Here is a 15912-nt window from a genome sequence, read left to right on the forward strand (position 1 = left end):
AAGGTGCAGAGTGAAAAAAACCAGCTAAAAGCTGGCACAAAGCAGGAACCATTGTAGCCGGGGGCTCCGGCGGCCGAATCAACCCTCAGGGGCAAACCCAAAATTGTTGCGGCTGGCGCTTTTGATACTGTACATGGCGCTGTCAGCGCTGCTGAGCAGGGCATCCGCCGTGTCGCCGTTTTCCGGATACACACTAATCCCCATGCTCAAGCCGATGCTGCACAAGTGGCCGTCATAAAACCAGGGCTCGCGCATGGCGTCAAGGAGCTTTTGCGCCACGCTGTCGATCTGCTCGCGCTGCACCGGGCTTTCCAGCAGCACCACAAACTCGTCACCGCCCAGGCGCGCCACGGTGTCGGTCTTGCGCGTGTTGGCTTGCAACTGCTGCGCCACCCATTGCAGCGCGGCGTCGCCCGCATCGTGACCCCAGTTGTCGTTGATTTTCTTGAAGTGGTCCATATCGATGAACATCACGGCCAGTGCTGACTGGGTTCGCTTGGCGCGCTGCAGGGCATTTTCCAGGCGCTCCATGAACAAGCGCCGGTTGGGCAGGCCAGTCAGCACGTCGTGCCGCGCCAGGTGTTCCAGCTCCACCCGGTTGGCTTGCAATTCGGTGAATTGCTGGCGAATTTGCAGCTGCATGTGGTCAAAGCTGCGCGCCAGCTGGCCCAACTCGTCCTGGCGGTGCACGGGCAGCCCGGCAATGGGTTGCTCGGGGGTAAAGCGGGCGACCGCCGTGCTCATGATGTTGAGGGGCCGGGTCACCCAGCGCGCCAGCAGCAAAGCCAGCGCAAATCCGGTCAGGGCAAGCCCGCCGGCAATTTGCAAAATGGTCATGCCCAGCGCGTGCGAGCGGTTCAGCACACTGCTGCGCGGCTGCGCCAGCCCCAAAATGATCTTGCCCTCGCCGTTGGCGATCTTGACTTTTCTGGACAGGAAGGCCGCCACCATCGGCATGCTGGCGTGGGTGCCAGTGTTGGCTTCCAGTACCACCTGGCTAACTTGGTCATCCACCAGTGCCCGGGTGGCCGGGAACTCGTCTTGCATCAACACCCGTCGCCCGGCATCGAAGCCGAAGGTCTTGCTGCTGTCTGGGTGGATCAAAAAGTCACCCTGCTGGTTGGCCAGAAAAAGCTGGAATTCAGCGGGCAAGTCGGCCGCCAGCCGGGTAAACGCGCCTTTAAGATCCAGGTTGACCACGATCACCCCCAGCGCCCGACCCTGTGCGTTGGTCACCGGCGAGGCCATTTGCACGGTGGGTTGACCCAGCCCGGCATGGGCACCGCGCTCGCGGTTAATGACAATGCGCGACAAGTAGGTGCTGCCTGCGGGCAGCTTTAAAGTGTCTGACACATAAGGGTAGTGGCGTTTTTCCTGCAGGTCGTCGCCCTGCACGCGCAGCAAAGTGTCGCCGTCGCGGTCCACACGCACCCGCTCCAGCCCGTAGCTACTGGCGGAAATCAGCCGCATCTGGAAGTAGGCGGGGTTGGCGCTCATCAGCAACTCAAACAAGGTGGCCAGTTGCTCGGCTTGCGCGGCCTGGCCGGCGGGTGGCCCTTGCAGCAACGCTAGGCTGGCCGGGTAGTGCGCCAGCAGTTGCAGGTCGCGCGAGGCGTCCTGGCGGATATCTGAAACGCGCCGCGCTACCACCTGGGTGGCAGTCATCAGCTCGTCTTTGGCAGCCTGCACCAGCAACTCACGCGCCACCTGGTAGGCATACAGGCCGGTCATGCCCGCCATCAGCAGGCTGACCAGCGCCAGCACGCCGCCGAGCCGCGTGGCCAGCCCCCACCTCATGGGGCCAACACCTTGGCAGCACGATCACCGGAATAAATGCGCTCCCAGAGCTGCTGGCGGCGCGCACTGTCTTCCACCGGCTGCAGCCAGACCAGGCGGTCTGTAGGGCGCAGCTGAGACGGCTCGTTGACGGTGTTGGCCAGGCCCTGGCGCATTTCCAGCGCCTGGCTGGGCGCGGCCTCCAGCAGGTAATTGATCCAGGCGTGCGCCAGTGCCGTGTTTTTGGCTTGGCGGGTGATGGCCCAGGTGTCTAGCCACGCTAGCGTCCCTTCTTTGGGAATGGCGTAGCCGACATCCGCGCCCGCCGCCCGCAGCAGCTGCAGTTGCTGCGAGCCGTAGTTGGCCAGCATCAAGGTAGCGCCTTTTTGCCTGAACAGCGCTACGGACTCGTCGGGCTGGGTGTAAAAACCCAGCGCATTGCGCCGCAGTCCAATCAGCTGGTTCACCACGGCAGGCCATTGTTTGCTAGCCAGCTGAAACGGGTTGCTGATGCCCATAGATTGCGCCGTCAGCGAAAAATTATGCGTGCTGCCGTTGTAAAGCAGTACTTTGCCGCGGTACTGCGGGTCCCACAGCGCGGCAATGGAGGTGGGTGGTGTCTTGACCTTCTGGCGGTCATAAATCAGGCCCATCTCAGCGTAGGTGTAGGGCACACCAAACAGCTGGCCTTGGTGCACCAAGCCGCTGATGCGCTCCAACTGGCGAAATCGTGGCAGCTGCCGGGCTGTGTTGGGGATTTGGGCGATGTCAATGGGCGCGACCAGCAGCGCCCGGACATAGCGCTGCAGCTCGGCGGTGTTGACTGCAAACACATCAAAGTCTTGCCCGTTGTTGCGTTGCACACGCTCCCACAAGGCGTCATCCGAGTCGATGTAGGTGATGTTGACCTGGCTGCTTGTGCGTGCTTCAAAGGCCCGGACCAAGTCGGCGTCGGCATACCCTGGCCAGCTCAGCACCCGCAAAGTGTCCGCGCAGGCCAACTGCGGCAGTAGCACGGCCAGCATCCAAAGGCCAGACCAACGCCCGGTTTGTAAGAGGGTTTCTAGGCTGCGCATGGCGGTGTGCCAAAAATGTTGATTTATCTCAATGATTTACCAAGACCCTTTGATCGTACAGGCATTTTGTGTCTCTTATAACGGGGGTTGGCAGCGCCTAAAATGCACCACTTTGCACCCAGGGATAATCCGCCTATGGCTACAGCTTCCAAACACGCACCAGCGGCAACCCCCGCCAGCTATGAAGCCGCCTTGCAGGAGCTGGAGCAACTGGTTGCCAAGCTGGAAGCGGGTGACATGCCGCTGGAGCAGTTGCTCACCCAGTACCAGCGCGGTGCCGAACTGATGAATTTTTGCCGTGATTGCTTGGCTGCCGTGCAAGCGCAGGTGAAGGTGCTGGACCAAGGCGTTTTGAAAACCTGGACTTCGGACGAACGATGACACTTCCTGTTGCGCACCCTTTTGACATCGACCTCTGGATGACACGCCAGCTCGCTGCTGTAGAGCAGGCGCTGGACCAATGGGTTTCGGTAGACGCCTCGGCGCATCTGGCGCACCAGGCCCCCTCTGAATTGATGGCCGCCATGCGTTATGCGGTGCTCGATGGTGGCAAGCGCCTGCGCCCGTTGCTGGTCATGGCGGCCTGTGAGGCGGTGCAGTTCGGCGGGACCGCGACCAGTAGCGGCGACGAAGACGCTGACAAGGCGGCCCGCCGGGGTGTGGCGCTGCAGCCAAGCACCCACCACTTGTCGCACGACGGGCTTGAAATGCAGCGCGTTGCGCTGCGCGCAGCCTGCGCGGTGGAACTGATTCACGCCTACTCGCTGGTGCACGACGATATGCCTTGCATGGACAACGATGTGCTGCGCCGTGGCAAACCCACGGTGCATGTGAAGTTTGGTGAGGCCAGTGCGCTGCTGGCCGGCGACGCTTTACAGGCACTGGCCTTTGAGTTGCTGGCACCTGAGCCTTCAGAGATGCCGGTGGCGCAGCAGGCGCACCTGTGCCGTTTGCTGGCGCGCGCCTCCGGCTGCACCGGCATGGCCGGTGGGCAGGCGATAGATCTGGCCAGTGTCGGTTTGCGCTTGACCGAGAGCGAGTTGCAGGAAATGCACCGCCTCAAAACCGGCGCGCTGTTGAACGCCAGCGTGATGATGGGTGCCGCTTGCGGCCACACCTCACCGGCGGTATGGTCTGCACTGCAGGACTTCGGCGCTGCCATTGGGCTGGCTTTTCAGGTGGTGGACGATGTGCTCGATGTCACCGCCGACTCAGCCACCCTGGGCAAAACCGCCGGCAAAGACGCTGACAGCAACAAGCCCACCTATGTGTCACTGATGGGGCTGACTGAGGCCAGCGCCTTTGCCCAGTCGCTCAAAGTGCGGGCACTGGATGCCCTGAAGCGCAGTGGCTTAGCCGAGGTGCGCGCCTTGCAGGGGCTGGCCGAGATGGTGGTTGATCGCACACACTGAGTGCTGTAACTTATATAGAAAAAGTGCCTCTAGCCCATATGTATCAAGCGCGAGTAGCTATTTAAATCAGAGCATTTATCCATGACACACACGTATCCACTGTTGCAGACCATCAACTCGCCAGACGATCTTCGGCGGCTCAATCGCTCCCAGCTGGAGCCGTTGTCCACCGAGCTGCGGGCCTATCTGCTCGACAGTGTGGCCAAAACCGGTGGGCATTTAAGCTCCAACCTGGGCACGGTGGAGCTCACCGTGGCGCTGCACTATGTGCTCAACACGCCCTATGACCGCATCGTTTGGGATGTGGGCCACCAGACCTATCCGCACAAAATTCTGACCGGGCGGCGCGACCGCATGCACAGCCTGCGCCAGTTGGGCGGTTTGAGCGGCTTTCCCCGGCGCGACGAGAGCGACTTTGACACCTTCGGTACCGCGCACTCCAGCACCTCCATCTCGGCGGCGCTGGGCATGGCCTTGGCCAGCCGCCTGAAAGGCGAAGACCGGCATGTCACTGCAGTGATTGGTGATGGTGCCATGACGGCCGGCATGGCTTTTGAAGCCCTGAACAACGCCGGTGTGGCCGACTGCAACCTGCTGGTGATCCTCAACGACAACGACATGTCGATCAGCCCGCCGGTGGGCGCGCTGAACCGGCACCTGGCCAAGCTGCTCAGCGGCCAGTTTTACGCGGCGGCCAAAAATGCCAGCAAAACCGTGCTCAAGGGTGCACCGCCCCTGTGGGAGTTGGCCAAGCGTTTTGAAGAATCTGCCAAGGGCATGGTGAAGCCGATCACCTTGTTCGAGAAATTCGGCTTTAACTACGTCGGCCCGATTGACGGGCACGATGTGGACACCCTGGTGAGCGTGCTGGAAAACATCAAGCAGCTCAAAGGCCCGCAATTTCTGCATGTGGTCACCAAAAAAGGCCAGGGCTACAAGATGGCGGAAGTGGACCCGGTGGCCTACCATGGCGCGGGAAAGTTTGACCCGGCGGTGGGTCTGGCTAAGGCCAGTGCGCCAGCCAAGATCACTTTCACCGAGGTGTTTGGCAACTGGCTGTGCGACATGGGCGCGGCGGACAACCGGCTGGTGGCCATCACCCCGGCGATGCGCGAGGGCTCGGGCATGGTGGAGTTTGAAAAACTCTTTCCACAGCGCTTTTTTGACGTCGGCATTGCTGAACAGCACGCGGTCACCTTTGCCGCCGGGCTGGCGTGTGAGGGGCTGAAGCCGGTGGTGGCGATTTACTCCACCTTTTTGCAGCGCGCCTATGACCAAATGATCCATGACGTGGCCATTCAAAACCTGCCGGTGGTGTTTGCGCTGGACCGCGCTGGCCTGGTGGGGTCTGACGGCGCCACCCATGCTGGCGCGTATGACATTGCGTTCATCCGCTGCATTCCGAATATGAGCCTGGCCTGTCCAGCCGACGAAAACGAATGCCGCCAACTGCTCAGTACCGCCTACGCTCAGGAAACCCCGGTGGCGGTGCGCTACCCGCGTGGCGCGGGTGCAGGTGTTGCGGTGTCGTGCGCGTTGGAAACGCTGCCATTTGGCAAGGGCGAGATCCGCCGCACCGGCAAAAAAGTGGCTATTTTGGCTTTTGGCACCCTGTTGTACCCAGCGTTGCAAGCGGCTGAAAAGCTCGATGCCACGGTGGTCAATATGCGTTGGGCGAAACCGCTCGATACTGAGCTGTTATTGCAAATTGCCGCTGACCATGAGATGCTGGTCAGCGTTGAAGAGGGCTGCACCCTGGGCGGTGCGGGCAGTGCGGTGCTGGAGGCGCTGGCGCAGGCCAATTTGATGCGGCCCGTGTTGCAACTGGGTCTGCCCGACAAGTTCATCGAACATGGTGATCCGGCTAAGTTGATGACCATGATGGGGCTGGACGCTGCAGGTATTGAAGCTGCAATTCAGGCGCGTTTTGGGGGTTTGATGACCCCCGTTTGAGAAGGATTTGCCAGTCATTGCGGGTAAACCCGCCCAATCCACGGGATGCGGCTTCGTAAACTTATCCGGCTTCAATGACTGGTTGGGTTGCCCGCAAGGCGCCGTGGTCAAGCACTTAACAACAGGAGTTAATCGATGGATCGTCGTTCTATTATTAAAAATGCAGGTATTGCGGGAATTTTGGCTGCAGGTGCCGCGCCCGCTGTGCACGCGCAGGCGGCAGTGCGTTGGCGCCTGGCGTCGAGCTTTCCCAAATCGCTCGACACGATTTTCGGCAGTGCCGAAATGTTTGCCAAAACCGTCAAAGCTCTTTCAGGCGGCAAGTTTGAGGTATCAGTGCATGCGGGTGGCGAGTTGATGCCCGCATTCGGCGTGGTGGACGCCATTCAAAACGACACGGTTGAAATGGCGCAGACAGCGCCGTACTACTTCACCGGCAAAAGCCCCATCTTTGCCTTTGGTTGTGCGGTGCCCTTTGGCCTCAACGCCCGCCAGATGGACGCCTGGATGGAGCACGGCAACGGGCGCAAGCTCATGGATGCGTTTTACGCCAACTACAACATCAAGAGCCGCAGCGCCGGCAACACCGGCACGCAAATGGGCGGCTGGTACCGCAAAGAGATCAAGACCGTTGCCGACCTCAAAGGCCTGAAGATGCGTCTGGGGGGTGGTCTGTTTGGTGAAGCCATGCAAAAGCTCGGTGTGGTGGCACAAAACATGGCCGCTGGCGATGTGTATCAAGCGCTTGAAAAAGGCACGCTTGACGCCACCGAGTTCGTCGGCCCGTACGACGACGAAAAGCTGGGTTTCAACAAAGTCGCCCCGTACTATTACTACCCCGGCTGGTGGGAAGGCGGTGCCGAGTTGGCGTTCTTTATCAGCGCCAAAGCGTATGCAGCCCTGACGCCTGAGTTCCAGGCCATGGTCGACGCCGCAACCGCGGTGGCGGCGCGTGACATGACCGCCAAGTACGATGCCTTCAACCCCATCGCGCTCAAGCGCTTGGTAGGTGCCAAGACCCAGCTCAAGGCTTTCACCAAGGAAATTATGGACGCCGGCTTCAAGGCTTCCATGGAGGTGTTTGCCGAGAACGAGGCCAAGTCACCTGAATTCAAGAAAATTCACCGGGACATGCGGGCCTTCCAGCGCGACCAGCTTCTGTGGGCCCGCTATTCCGAGCTGCGCTTTGACAACTACATGTCGGGCGTGAAGCTGTAAACCTTAGGGCGACGTGGGCCGGGCGCATTTGTCTTGGCAAGCGGCGTATTGACGCCAAGGCTTGCGAGGCAATGCGCCTATTTCTTTTCCTGAACAATCGCCTGTTCTGAGTCCTTCAGCGGGTCATCAAACCCCTGGGCCTCGCCTGCTGCGGGATCGTCGTTGGCGCCAGGGCTATCGGGTGAAGCTTCAATGAGGTTGGACTCGGGCGGGCCAGCGTCCTGAAAGTCGAGCTCTTGCATCTGGTTTTCCATCTGCAAGCGGATTGCATCCATGTCATAGACCTCTTTTTTCTCGAGGCCGCTGGAGACGATGCCAGGGAACGCGATGATCAAGCCGACCATGATCACTTGAATCACCACAAAAGGCACTGCGCCCCAGTAGATCTGCATGGTGGTAATCGGCTGGATTAGTTTTTTGGTCACCCGGTCGGTGTAGGGCACTGCTGGCGCCACGCTGCGCAGGTAAAACAGTGCAAAACCAAACGGTGGGTGCATGAACGAGGTTTGCATGTTCACCGCCAGCAGCACGCCGAACCAGACAAGGTCAATGCCGAGCAATTGTGCGACCGGCGCCAGCAGCGGCACCACGATGAATGACAGCTCGAAGAAATCCAGGAAGAACGCCAGGATAAAGATCAGAATGTTCACCAGGATCAGGAAACCAATCTGCCCGCCGGGCAGGCCAGTGAGCAGATGCTCCACCCAGCGCGAGCCGTCAACGCCCTGGAACACCAAACTAAAGATGGTTGAGCCGATCAGGATGAAGACCACGAAGCATGACAGCCGCGTGGTCGACATCAGCGCCTGTTTGAGCAGCGACAGGTTCAGGCGTGCGCGCACTGTGGCCATGAGGATGGCGCCCACAGCGCCCATGGCGCCGCCTTCGGTGGGCGTGGCCACGCCGAGAAAAATGGTGCCCAGCACCAGAAAAATCAGCAGCAACGGTGGTATCAACACAAAAGTGACCCGCTCGGCCATGCGCGAGAGCAGGCCCAGCCCCGTAACTTTGTTGAGCATGGAGAGCACAAAGGCCAGCGTCACCCCGACACACATGGACACCACGATCGTCTCGTCTTTGGCGACTGCAGTCACGAGCTCGCCCGACCACCATGTGTGCACATCGGCGATGTGTGTAGCGAAAAACAGCGAGGCCCCCACTGACAGCACGGTCAGCACCAGCAGCGATGGCAGACCGCTGTTGCCATTGTCGGCGCGCAGGGTGCGCGCCTCTGGGGGCAGTGCTGGCACCCAGTTCGGGCGGATCAATGCGACCAGTACCACATAGCTCACGTACATGCCCATCAGCATGAACCCCGGAAGGAATGCGCCCTTGTACATCTCACCCACACTGCGCCCCAACTGATCGGCCAGAATGATGAGCACCAGCGACGGTGGAATGATCTGCGCCAGCGTGCCAGACGCAGCAATCACCCCGGAGGCGACGCGACGGTCGTAGCCGTAGCGCAGCATGATCGGCAGCGAGATCAGGCCCATGGAAATCACCGACGCGGCCACAACGCCGGTGGTTGCGGCCAGCAGCGCGCCGACGAAGATCACCGCCAACGCCAGACCACCGCGCACCGGGCCAAACAGTTGGCCGATGGTGTCAAGCAAGTCTTCAGCCATGCCACTGCGCTCCAGAACCAGCCCCATCAGGGTGAAGAAGGGAATCGCCAGCAGGGTTTCGTTCTGCATGATGCCAAAAATGCGCAGCGGCAGCGCCTGCAACAGCGCTTCAGGCAAGATGCCCAACTCAATGCCGATGAAACCAAAGAAAAGCCCGCAGGCACCCAGGCTGAAGGCCACCGGAAAGCCCAGCAACAAGAAAGCAATCAAGCCCATGAACATCACAGGCGCCATATTGGTCTGAAGGAATTCCATGCGTGTCCCTGGCTTCAGGCCGATTTGGTTTGAGCAGTCTTCGCTTGGGCCAGACGTTGAATGGCCTCAGCCAGTTCTTCTTCTGCGGTCTTGTCGACTTTTTTCACTGTGGGGTCGTCGATCAGCCCCTGCAGAAAAGCCACGCGTTTGATCACTTCGGCGACACCCTGCAGCCACAACAGGGCAAAGCCCAAAGGCATGACCGCGTAGACCGGCCAGCGGATCAGCCCGCCTACGTTGCCAGACATCTCGCCGCTGTTGAAACCGTTGAGAAAAAACGGTGTGCTGAACCAAAGGACGCCAGCGCACACCGGAAGCAGAAAAAACACAAAGCCAAAAATATCAATCCAGGTTTGGGTGCGCTTTTTCAGCCGACCATAAATCACGTCAATTTTGACGTGCTCGCCATTGAGCAGGGTGTAACCCGCTGCCAGCATGAAAGTGGCTGCAAACAAATACCATTGCACTTCCAGGAAAGCGTTGGAGCTGATGTTGAACGCCTTGCGCACCACCGCATTGATGGCACTGATCAGGGTTGATGCCAAAATCAGCCAGATGACATGTTTGCCAATAAACCGGTTGATCGCGTCGATGGTGCTGGCTAGCTTTAACAGCGCTTGCATGGTGTTTCCAACTCTCATGGTGGAGGCCGCAACACAGCCTCGCTATTTTTCGATCAGTCACAGAGTTTAGCGGGGCAGGTAACGGGCGAGGTTTAAAACCCTGTCAGCGCAGGAGTGACATACCCCAGTCGCTTGGGTGCTAAAAACATGACGCAAGGAGGCCCCAGGACTGCTTCCCGACGTGGCTTGAGTGACTGAAGCGCGAGCCAAAGCACGATGACCGGTGACAAAAGTGGCGTTGAGCAGCTTTTGCCCATTGCGCCAAGGAAGGCAAAACGCTAAGGCACCGCCTGCCAGCTTTAGGCCCGCAGCGTCGGGTTGCGCAGCAGCACATACAGCGCTGTGCCCAGCAGGATGCTCAGAAGCGGCTGGCGCCACCACCACTGCAGCGCGATCACGCAGGCCACCGCTGCCAGAACGCCCCAGGGGCCAGCCGGGTTGTCACGGGCGCTGCCCACCAGCGTGTGCACCAGCAGCAGCGTCATGATGGCCAGCGGCAAGAAGCGGCCCAGGCGCAGCACCATCGGGTGGTTTTGCAGGAATTTGGCGGCCATAAAAGGCAAAGCGCGCAAGCCAAAGGTCACAGCAGCCATCACGACCATGGCGCCCAGGGCGTAACCGGTGTCGATCATGGCGCCACCTCTTTAGCCACAGGGGCTGGTAGCAGCATGCCCGCCAACACGCTCAGCGAGATGGCAATCAGCAGCGCCTGCTGTGGCATCAGCGCCTGCGCTGCGGCGTAGCTGAGCAGCGCCACCCATAGCGGTGCAGCGCTGTGCGCGCCACGCCATTGCTCCACCACCAGCACCGCAAACAGTGCAGCCAGGGCAAAGTCCAGCCCGGCCAGCGGCACCTGCGCCTGCGTGCCTACAAGCGCGCCCAGCACCGAGCCCAACACCCACCAAGCCTGATTGAGCAGCGCCACACTCACCATCTGTGCGGTGGTGGTACCCGGCGCCAGCGTGGTGAGCACCGAGTAGGTCTCATCGGTCAACGCAAACACCAAATACCAGCGCGCCCATGGCTGGTGCGGCAGTTTGTTCAGCAGCGACAGACCATAGAACACATGGCGCAGATTCACCACCAGCGTGGCCAGCGCGATGGCGGCCAGCGGCAGCCCCCCAGCCAGCATCGGCACCATCATGAACTGCGCCGCACCGGCAAACACCAGAGCGCTGGCAGCGCCTGCCAGCCACCATGTGGCACCGGCTTGCACAAACAAAAAGCCAAAGACCATGCCCAGCGGCACATAGCCCATGGCCACCGGAATGGACAGCGACAGCACCGAGATGGGGGGTGCCGGATGAGTGGTCGAGTGGGCGGGCGGATCGGTTGGGGTAGGGCGCATGGGAAGGACGGAGCCCGGCAGGGGCGGGTGACGAGGTCTATTGAAGCGGCCCATTGTACTTGGCGGGCGGTGGTGGGCGTGGCGCACAAACGGCTCACCACAGCGGTCACACCGTTTGGCGACACGCGCCTGAGCGACGCGATGATCGGTATCGAGCGCTGTGCGGCGGTAATCCTGATGCGCGTCTGTTAGACGCCTTTTTGGCCTCTAGCCCCTATATGCAAAGCGCAGACCGCTATTTAAAATATAGTATGTGGCTATCGTGTACGGGTCACGGATGGCTGGCCTGCCAGCGCTGCACCGCCAGGCGAATCGCCGGCAAGGCCTGGGCTACGGCTCTTTCGCCTTCCAAAATAGCGCGGTCTTTCTGGTCAAAGTCGGTGGCGCCGAACTTGCCCACCTTGGGCCGGATGACCACGTCGGCACGCACCAACTCTTGCTCGCTCAGGCGTTTGATGATGATGATGATGGCCTGGTCGATCACATTGGACAGGCCGTCAAACACCACACGGCGCTCGAGTTGCGCCGAAATATCCACCGCCACAACGATGTCGGCACCCAGCTTGCGCACGGCGTCCACCGGCACCGGGCTCACCAGGCAGCCATCAACATAGGTTTTGCCCAGAATCTGCGTCGGCTTGAAAAACACCGGGAAACTGCTGGAAGCGCGCACTGCCTGCCCGGTGTTGCCACGGGCAAAGTCCACCCGCGCGCCGTTGTCACCCTGGGTGGCTACTGCCACAAACGGCTTGGCCAACTGTTCGATAGGGCGGTTTTTCACCAACTCGTTCACATAGTCCTGCAGCTTCTGGCCAATCACCAGGCCCTCCCAGGGGCTGCGCAGGTTCAGGTCTCTCACCCGGCTTTCATCCAACGCAAAGGCCAGCTCCTGCAGCGCAAAGCCGTCCAACCCGCTGGCGTAGAGTGCGCCCACCACGCTGCCCGCGCTGGTGCCGGCAATCAGTTGGGGTTGCAGGCCTTGCGCCTCCAGCGCCTTGATCACGCCCACATGCGCAAAGCCTTTGGTGCCGCCGCCACCCAAAGCGATGCCAATGCGTGGCTGGCGCGGTTTGGCTGGCACGGTAGGTGCTGCGACAGGCGTTGGGGCGGGCGGCGGTGCGGTGCTGCAGGCTGCCAGCAGGCTTGCGGCAGACACAAGGAGGGAACGACGGTGCATAAAATTTTAAATGTTTTAGGGCTCTAGCCCTTTTGCAATATGCGCGGATAGCTACTAAATTGATAGTATTGCAGCAACTATGTCGGGTTCTCGCCGAGCACCACCCGATTGCGCCCCGCTTCCTTGGCGCGGTACATGGCCTGGTCAGCGTGGTGCAGGATGGCGTCCTGGTCGGTCTGGCCGGGTTCAAACACGGCGACACCCACGCTGGCGGTGCAATGGTGCTCAATGGGTTGGTCGGCGGGCGTCTGCGTGGCGGCGTCGGGCTGCAGCCGGTACACCTGCGACAGCGAGTCGCGGATTTTCTCAGCCACCGCCAGCGCTTGCGTTTTGGAGGCGTCCAGTGTGGCATCCAACTCGCTTAAGACCACTACAAACTCGTCACCGCCCAGGCGCGCCACCGTGTCCATTTCACGCACACAGCTCTTCAGGCGGCTGGCCACTTCAATCAAGAGCATGTCACCCACCCCGTGGCCGTGGGTGTCGTTGAGGGGCTTGAAGTTGTCCAGATCCAGAAACACCACCGCGCCGAAATGCTCGCTACGTTTGTTGACCAGCAGAATCTGCGCCAGCCGATCGGTCAGCAAGCGGCGGTTGGGCAGGTTGGTCAGTGGGTCGAAAAACGCCAGTTGCCGCACTTGTTCCTCGATGGCTTTGCGCACTGATATGTCTGAGAACAAAGTCACATACTGGCGGGTCACGCCGCGTTCGTCGCGCACCGCGCTGATGGTCAGCAGCGCGGGGTAGACCTCGCCGTTTTTGCGCCGGTTCCAGATCTCGCCACTCCAATGGCCGTTGATCAGCAGGGCTTTCCACAGTGCCTGGTAGAAAGCGGCATCCTGCCGGTCTGATTGCAGCAGGCGGGTGTTTTTGCCAATGACCTCGCCGCGCGAGTAGCCGGTGATCTGTGAAAAAGTGTCGTTCACATTCAGGATGTTGCCCTCAATGTCGGTGATGCTGATGCCTTCATGCGCGTGGCTGAACACGTTGGCTGCCATCTCCAGGCGCAACTGGGCAAGTTTGCGATCGCTCACGTCGCGTAGAAAAGCGAAAATTTCGCCGCCGCTTCCAGCGTTGGCGGTCAGGCTGGCTTCCACGTCCCACAGCGAGCCATCCTTACGGCGGTGGCGGGTTTCAAACTGCTGGCGCCCGGTTTTGTACAGATGCACCATGCGCGCGGCAACCTCTTCGGGTTTGTCGGTGGCTTCCAGGTCCAGCACCGACATTTGCAGCAGTTCGTCCTGGGTGTAGCCTGACATGGCGCAATACGCCGGGTTGACCTGCAGCACCAGTCCGCGGCGGTCAAAGCGCAAAAATCCGTCTAGCGTGGTTTGCAGCACGTTTTGCAGGGCGATAAAACTGCGTTGCAAGGTTTCCTGAACTTGTTTGAGCTCAGTGATGTCCTGGATGGAGCCCACCAGCTTGCGCACCACGCTTTTCGCGTCACGCTGGGCCTCGCCGCGCGCCAGGTAATAGCGTTGCGAGCCGTCGCGGCGCAGGGTGTGCAGCTCCACCTCAAAGGGAATGGCGTAGTAACGCGCCCGGTCAACGGCCTCTTTCAGGCGCAGAGCGTCTTGCTGCGTGTACATCCTGAGTTGCTGCCCAAAAGTAGGCGCGCCTTTGGCTGGGTCAAGCCGGAATAACTGAAACAGCTCGTCTGACCAGGTCACCGTGTCGCTTTCCAGATCCCACTCCCAGCTGCCCAGATGGGCTAGCGCCTCGGTGCGCGACAGCATGTCCTGCTGGGCCAGCAGAGCCTGGTTGCGCTCGGCCAGCGCCGTCAGCAGGGTGGTGAAGGCCTGAACCATTTCGCCAATTTCACCCGGCGCGTTGGGGGGCAGGTCCAGCTCGGCGTTTTGCTCAGGCTTGTAGTGGCTTAGCGCCCGCACAGTGTCGAGCACGGGCGCGAGTTGGCGCCGGGCCAGCCACCAGGTCAGCACGCCGGCCAGCAAGGTGAGTAGCAGGGTGGCGTACACGGTGCGCTGCTGCATGGCGCGGATCGGGGCAAAAGCTTCGGCCGTAGGCAGTACGGCAGAGATGATCCAGCCGGTGCTGGGCACGGCCACATGCGAGACCAGAACCTCCTGACCGCGCGAGTTAGTGAAGACTTGCGAACCCTGAAAGCCGTTGATGAACCTGTCCAGCGCCGGGAAAACGCCCGCGGCAGGCAACTGCTCCATGACGCGTTTGGTGTCGGTGGCTGCAATCACCCGCCGCTGCCCCGGCTCAAGCAGAAGGTAGCGGCCTGTGCGGCCATACCGGTTGACGGTGACTTCGCTCAGAAAACTGGGTTTGTTCAGTTGCGTCAAGCCGACCACAGCACCAATGATCAAGCCATTGGCGTCATGCACTGGGGCCGCCATGTCGATCATCGGCACCCCATGACGTGGGTCAAGGTACGCCTGGCCGACGCTGCTGCGATCCTGCGCCATGGCAAATTTCATCGATGTCAGGTGCGGGTGGGTGCGCCCGGTGCGGTCTGCACTGCGGGGTGCGTCGGCAAGGCTCAAGCCGCTGGCGTTCAAAATCATCAGCCCATCGTTGAATTCGGTTGCCAAAATGGGGTGGCTGTCCAGTCGGCTTTGCAGCGCTGGCAGGCTTTGCATCTGCTCGGCGTCGATCTCCTGGGCCACCAATCGCAGCCAGGCAAGCCGCTCCGACAGGCGCTCGTCAATGTGCTGAGCCAGCAAGGAGGCAACAGTAAATTGCTGCGCGCCGAGGCCTTCCTGCATGTCGCGACGCAACTCGAAACTGGCGTAAAAAGACAGGCTCCACAGGCTGGCCAGAAATATGGCCATGGTGGTCAAGGTGAAGCGCGTCTTGAGTGAATGGCGCGCCAGAAAGTTGAGCTGCATAGCGTCATGCTACCGCTAAGCCCAACACTTGAAAAAACGGTTGTGGTGCGTGCACAAAAAAAAGATAAGAAAATAGCCTCTAGACCTTATAAATAAAGGGCTTATAGCTACAAATTAAGGTCCAGAAAAAGCGGCTCAGAAGTACTGTCGACGCACTCAGGGCTTGATGTAACCGTAGCCTTGACCTTGTAACTGGCCGATGCGCACCACGCCCGACTGGGTGAAGCCGGCATCCATCACAAACACATCTTTCTTGATGTCCATGGCGCGCAAGGTGAGCTCGCAGACTTCAAATTTGACACCTTTGGCCACCAGGTCAGAGATCAGCGGGCCGTATTCGATGTTGGGGTTTTTCTTGTCTTTGGCGCCTTCCATCAGAAAGTTCACGCCATCACCCACCGCCACCGCGATGATTGTGGTGTTGGGGGCAGTGTCCATGTAATTGCGCAGGGTGCGCAGTCCAGCCGTGGCCTGGGTGTCGCTGTTGTCGAAGTGGTAAACCACTTTGTCCTGGGCCAGCGCCAGGGTGGCGGCCAGAGTCATCAGCAGGGCAGAAAAGAAGTTGCGCAGGTGCATGGGGCGTCTCCGGTT

The 15912-nt window shown here is 60.4% G+C and carries 14 protein-coding genes; 5 read left to right on the plus strand and 9 right to left on the minus strand.

From position 1 onward, the window contains the following. Positions 1-78 precede the first annotated feature (78 nt). Together BLL52_RS10155 and BLL52_RS10160 are read right to left on the minus strand one after the other, a co-directional pair. Positions 79-1797, minus strand: a complete 1719-nt coding sequence (locus BLL52_RS10155) for a GGDEF domain-containing protein (protein WP_075586554.1) — start codon at positions 1795-1797, stop codon at positions 79-81. Then, entirely contained in the window at positions 1794-2852 is a 1059-nt protein-coding gene (locus tag BLL52_RS10160; RefSeq protein ID WP_075586555.1) for an extracellular solute-binding protein, read from the minus strand. Before BLL52_RS10160 ends, BLL52_RS10155 begins: the two co-directional genes overlap by 4 nt. 135 nt (positions 2853-2987) lie before the next feature. Here BLL52_RS10160 and xseB point away from each other — a divergent pair, with 135 nt between their 5' ends. The 4 genes from xseB to BLL52_RS10180 all read left to right on the plus strand — a co-directional run bounded on the left by xseB (position 2988) and on the right by BLL52_RS10180 (position 7435). Next, positions 2988-3233, plus strand: a complete 246-nt coding sequence (xseB, locus tag BLL52_RS10165) for an exodeoxyribonuclease VII small subunit (protein ID WP_139313364.1) — start codon at positions 2988-2990, stop codon at positions 3231-3233. Next, positions 3230-4264, plus strand: a complete 1035-nt coding sequence (locus BLL52_RS10170; protein ID WP_075586557.1) for a polyprenyl synthetase family protein — start codon at positions 3230-3232, stop codon at positions 4262-4264. The genes xseB and BLL52_RS10170 overlap by 4 nt, the downstream gene beginning before the upstream one ends. Positions 4265-4345: 81 nt before the next feature. Further along, positions 4346-6217 (plus strand): 1-deoxy-D-xylulose-5-phosphate synthase, encoded by a 1872-nt coding sequence (dxs, locus tag BLL52_RS10175; protein ID WP_075586558.1) that lies wholly within the window; start codon positions 4346-4348, stop codon positions 6215-6217. A gap of 135 nt (positions 6218-6352) precedes the next feature. Further along, positions 6353-7435 carry a TRAP transporter substrate-binding protein gene (locus BLL52_RS10180; RefSeq protein WP_075586559.1) on the plus strand — a complete coding sequence of 361 codons (1083 nt, stop codon included), beginning with the start codon at positions 6353-6355 and terminating at the stop codon, positions 7433-7435. Between the two features lie 77 nt (positions 7436-7512). Here BLL52_RS10180 and BLL52_RS10185 read toward each other — a convergent pair whose 3' ends face one another. From BLL52_RS10185 to BLL52_RS10200, 4 genes are all read right to left on the minus strand, one after another. Continuing rightward, positions 7513-9318 (minus strand): TRAP transporter large permease, encoded by a 1806-nt coding sequence (locus BLL52_RS10185; RefSeq protein WP_075586560.1) that lies wholly within the window; start codon positions 9316-9318, stop codon positions 7513-7515. A 14-nt stretch (positions 9319-9332) separates the two neighbouring features. Beyond that, entirely contained in the window at positions 9333-9941 is a 609-nt protein-coding gene (locus tag BLL52_RS10190) for a TRAP transporter small permease subunit (protein WP_075586561.1), read from the minus strand. Positions 9942-10240: 299 nt separating this feature from the next. Continuing rightward, positions 10241-10573 carry a branched-chain amino acid transporter permease gene (locus BLL52_RS10195; protein ID WP_075586562.1) on the minus strand — a complete coding sequence of 111 codons (333 nt, stop codon included), beginning with the start codon at positions 10571-10573 and terminating at the stop codon, positions 10241-10243. Next, positions 10570-11289, minus strand: a complete 720-nt coding sequence (locus BLL52_RS10200) for an AzlC family ABC transporter permease (RefSeq protein ID WP_083633891.1) — start codon at positions 11287-11289, stop codon at positions 10570-10572. Before BLL52_RS10200 ends, BLL52_RS10195 begins: the two co-directional genes overlap by 4 nt. 27 nt (positions 11290-11316) lie before the next feature. On the opposite strand from BLL52_RS10200, the gene BLL52_RS20765 reads away from it, so the two are divergent. Further along, on the plus strand, positions 11317-11481 hold the full coding sequence (locus BLL52_RS20765) for a hypothetical protein (protein ID WP_156876206.1): 165 nt from the start codon (positions 11317-11319) through the stop codon (positions 11479-11481). 79 nt (positions 11482-11560) lie between these two features. Here BLL52_RS20765 and BLL52_RS10205 read toward each other — a convergent pair whose 3' ends face one another. From BLL52_RS10205 to BLL52_RS10215, 3 genes are all read right to left on the minus strand, one after another. After that, positions 11561-12445, minus strand: coding sequence for a patatin-like phospholipase family protein (locus BLL52_RS10205; protein WP_241839113.1), 885 nt, complete (start codon positions 12443-12445; stop codon positions 11561-11563). Positions 12446-12543: 98 nt separating this feature from the next. After that, complete coding sequence (locus tag BLL52_RS10210; protein ID WP_075586564.1) at positions 12544-15321, minus strand: sensor domain-containing diguanylate cyclase; 2778 nt, start codon at positions 15319-15321, stop codon at positions 12544-12546. A gap of 156 nt (positions 15322-15477) precedes the next feature. Further along, positions 15478-15897 carry a DsrE family protein gene (locus BLL52_RS10215; protein ID WP_075586565.1) on the minus strand — a complete coding sequence of 140 codons (420 nt, stop codon included), beginning with the start codon at positions 15895-15897 and terminating at the stop codon, positions 15478-15480. Between the last annotated feature and the right edge of the window lie 15 nt (positions 15898-15912).

This window comes from Rhodoferax antarcticus ANT.BR (assembly GCF_001938565.1).
Taxonomy (GTDB): Bacteria; Pseudomonadota; Gammaproteobacteria; order Burkholderiales; family Burkholderiaceae_C; genus Rhodoferax; species Rhodoferax antarcticus.

What these genes read in the sequence shown, in the direction of transcription:
- BLL52_RS10155 (WP_075586554.1), bottom strand. Translation starts at nt 1,797, where the DNA reads ATGAGGTGGGGGCTGGCCACGCGGCTCGGCGGCGTGCTGGCGCTGGTC.
- BLL52_RS10160 (WP_075586555.1), bottom strand. Translation starts at nt 2,852, where the DNA reads ATGCGCAGCCTAGAAACCCTCTTACAAACCGGGCGTTGGTCTGGCCTT.
- xseB (WP_139313364.1), top strand. Translation starts at nt 2,988, where the DNA reads ATGGCTACAGCTTCCAAACACGCACCAGCGGCAACCCCCGCCAGCTAT.
- BLL52_RS10170 (WP_075586557.1), top strand. Translation starts at nt 3,230, where the DNA reads ATGACACTTCCTGTTGCGCACCCTTTTGACATCGACCTCTGGATGACA.
- dxs (WP_075586558.1), top strand. Translation starts at nt 4,346, where the DNA reads ATGACACACACGTATCCACTGTTGCAGACCATCAACTCGCCAGACGAT.
- BLL52_RS10180 (WP_075586559.1), top strand. Translation starts at nt 6,353, where the DNA reads ATGGATCGTCGTTCTATTATTAAAAATGCAGGTATTGCGGGAATTTTG.
- BLL52_RS10185 (WP_075586560.1), bottom strand. Translation starts at nt 9,318, where the DNA reads ATGGAATTCCTTCAGACCAATATGGCGCCTGTGATGTTCATGGGCTTG.
- BLL52_RS10190 (WP_075586561.1), bottom strand. Translation starts at nt 9,941, where the DNA reads ATGCAAGCGCTGTTAAAGCTAGCCAGCACCATCGACGCGATCAACCGG.
- BLL52_RS10195 (WP_075586562.1), bottom strand. Translation starts at nt 10,573, where the DNA reads ATGATCGACACCGGTTACGCCCTGGGCGCCATGGTCGTGATGGCTGCT.
- BLL52_RS10200 (WP_083633891.1), bottom strand. Translation starts at nt 11,289, where the DNA reads ATGCGCCCTACCCCAACCGATCCGCCCGCCCACTCGACCACTCATCCG.
- BLL52_RS10210 (WP_075586564.1), bottom strand. Translation starts at nt 15,321, where the DNA reads ATGCAGCTCAACTTTCTGGCGCGCCATTCACTCAAGACGCGCTTCACC.
- BLL52_RS10215 (WP_075586565.1), bottom strand. Translation starts at nt 15,897, where the DNA reads ATGCACCTGCGCAACTTCTTTTCTGCCCTGCTGATGACTCTGGCCGCC.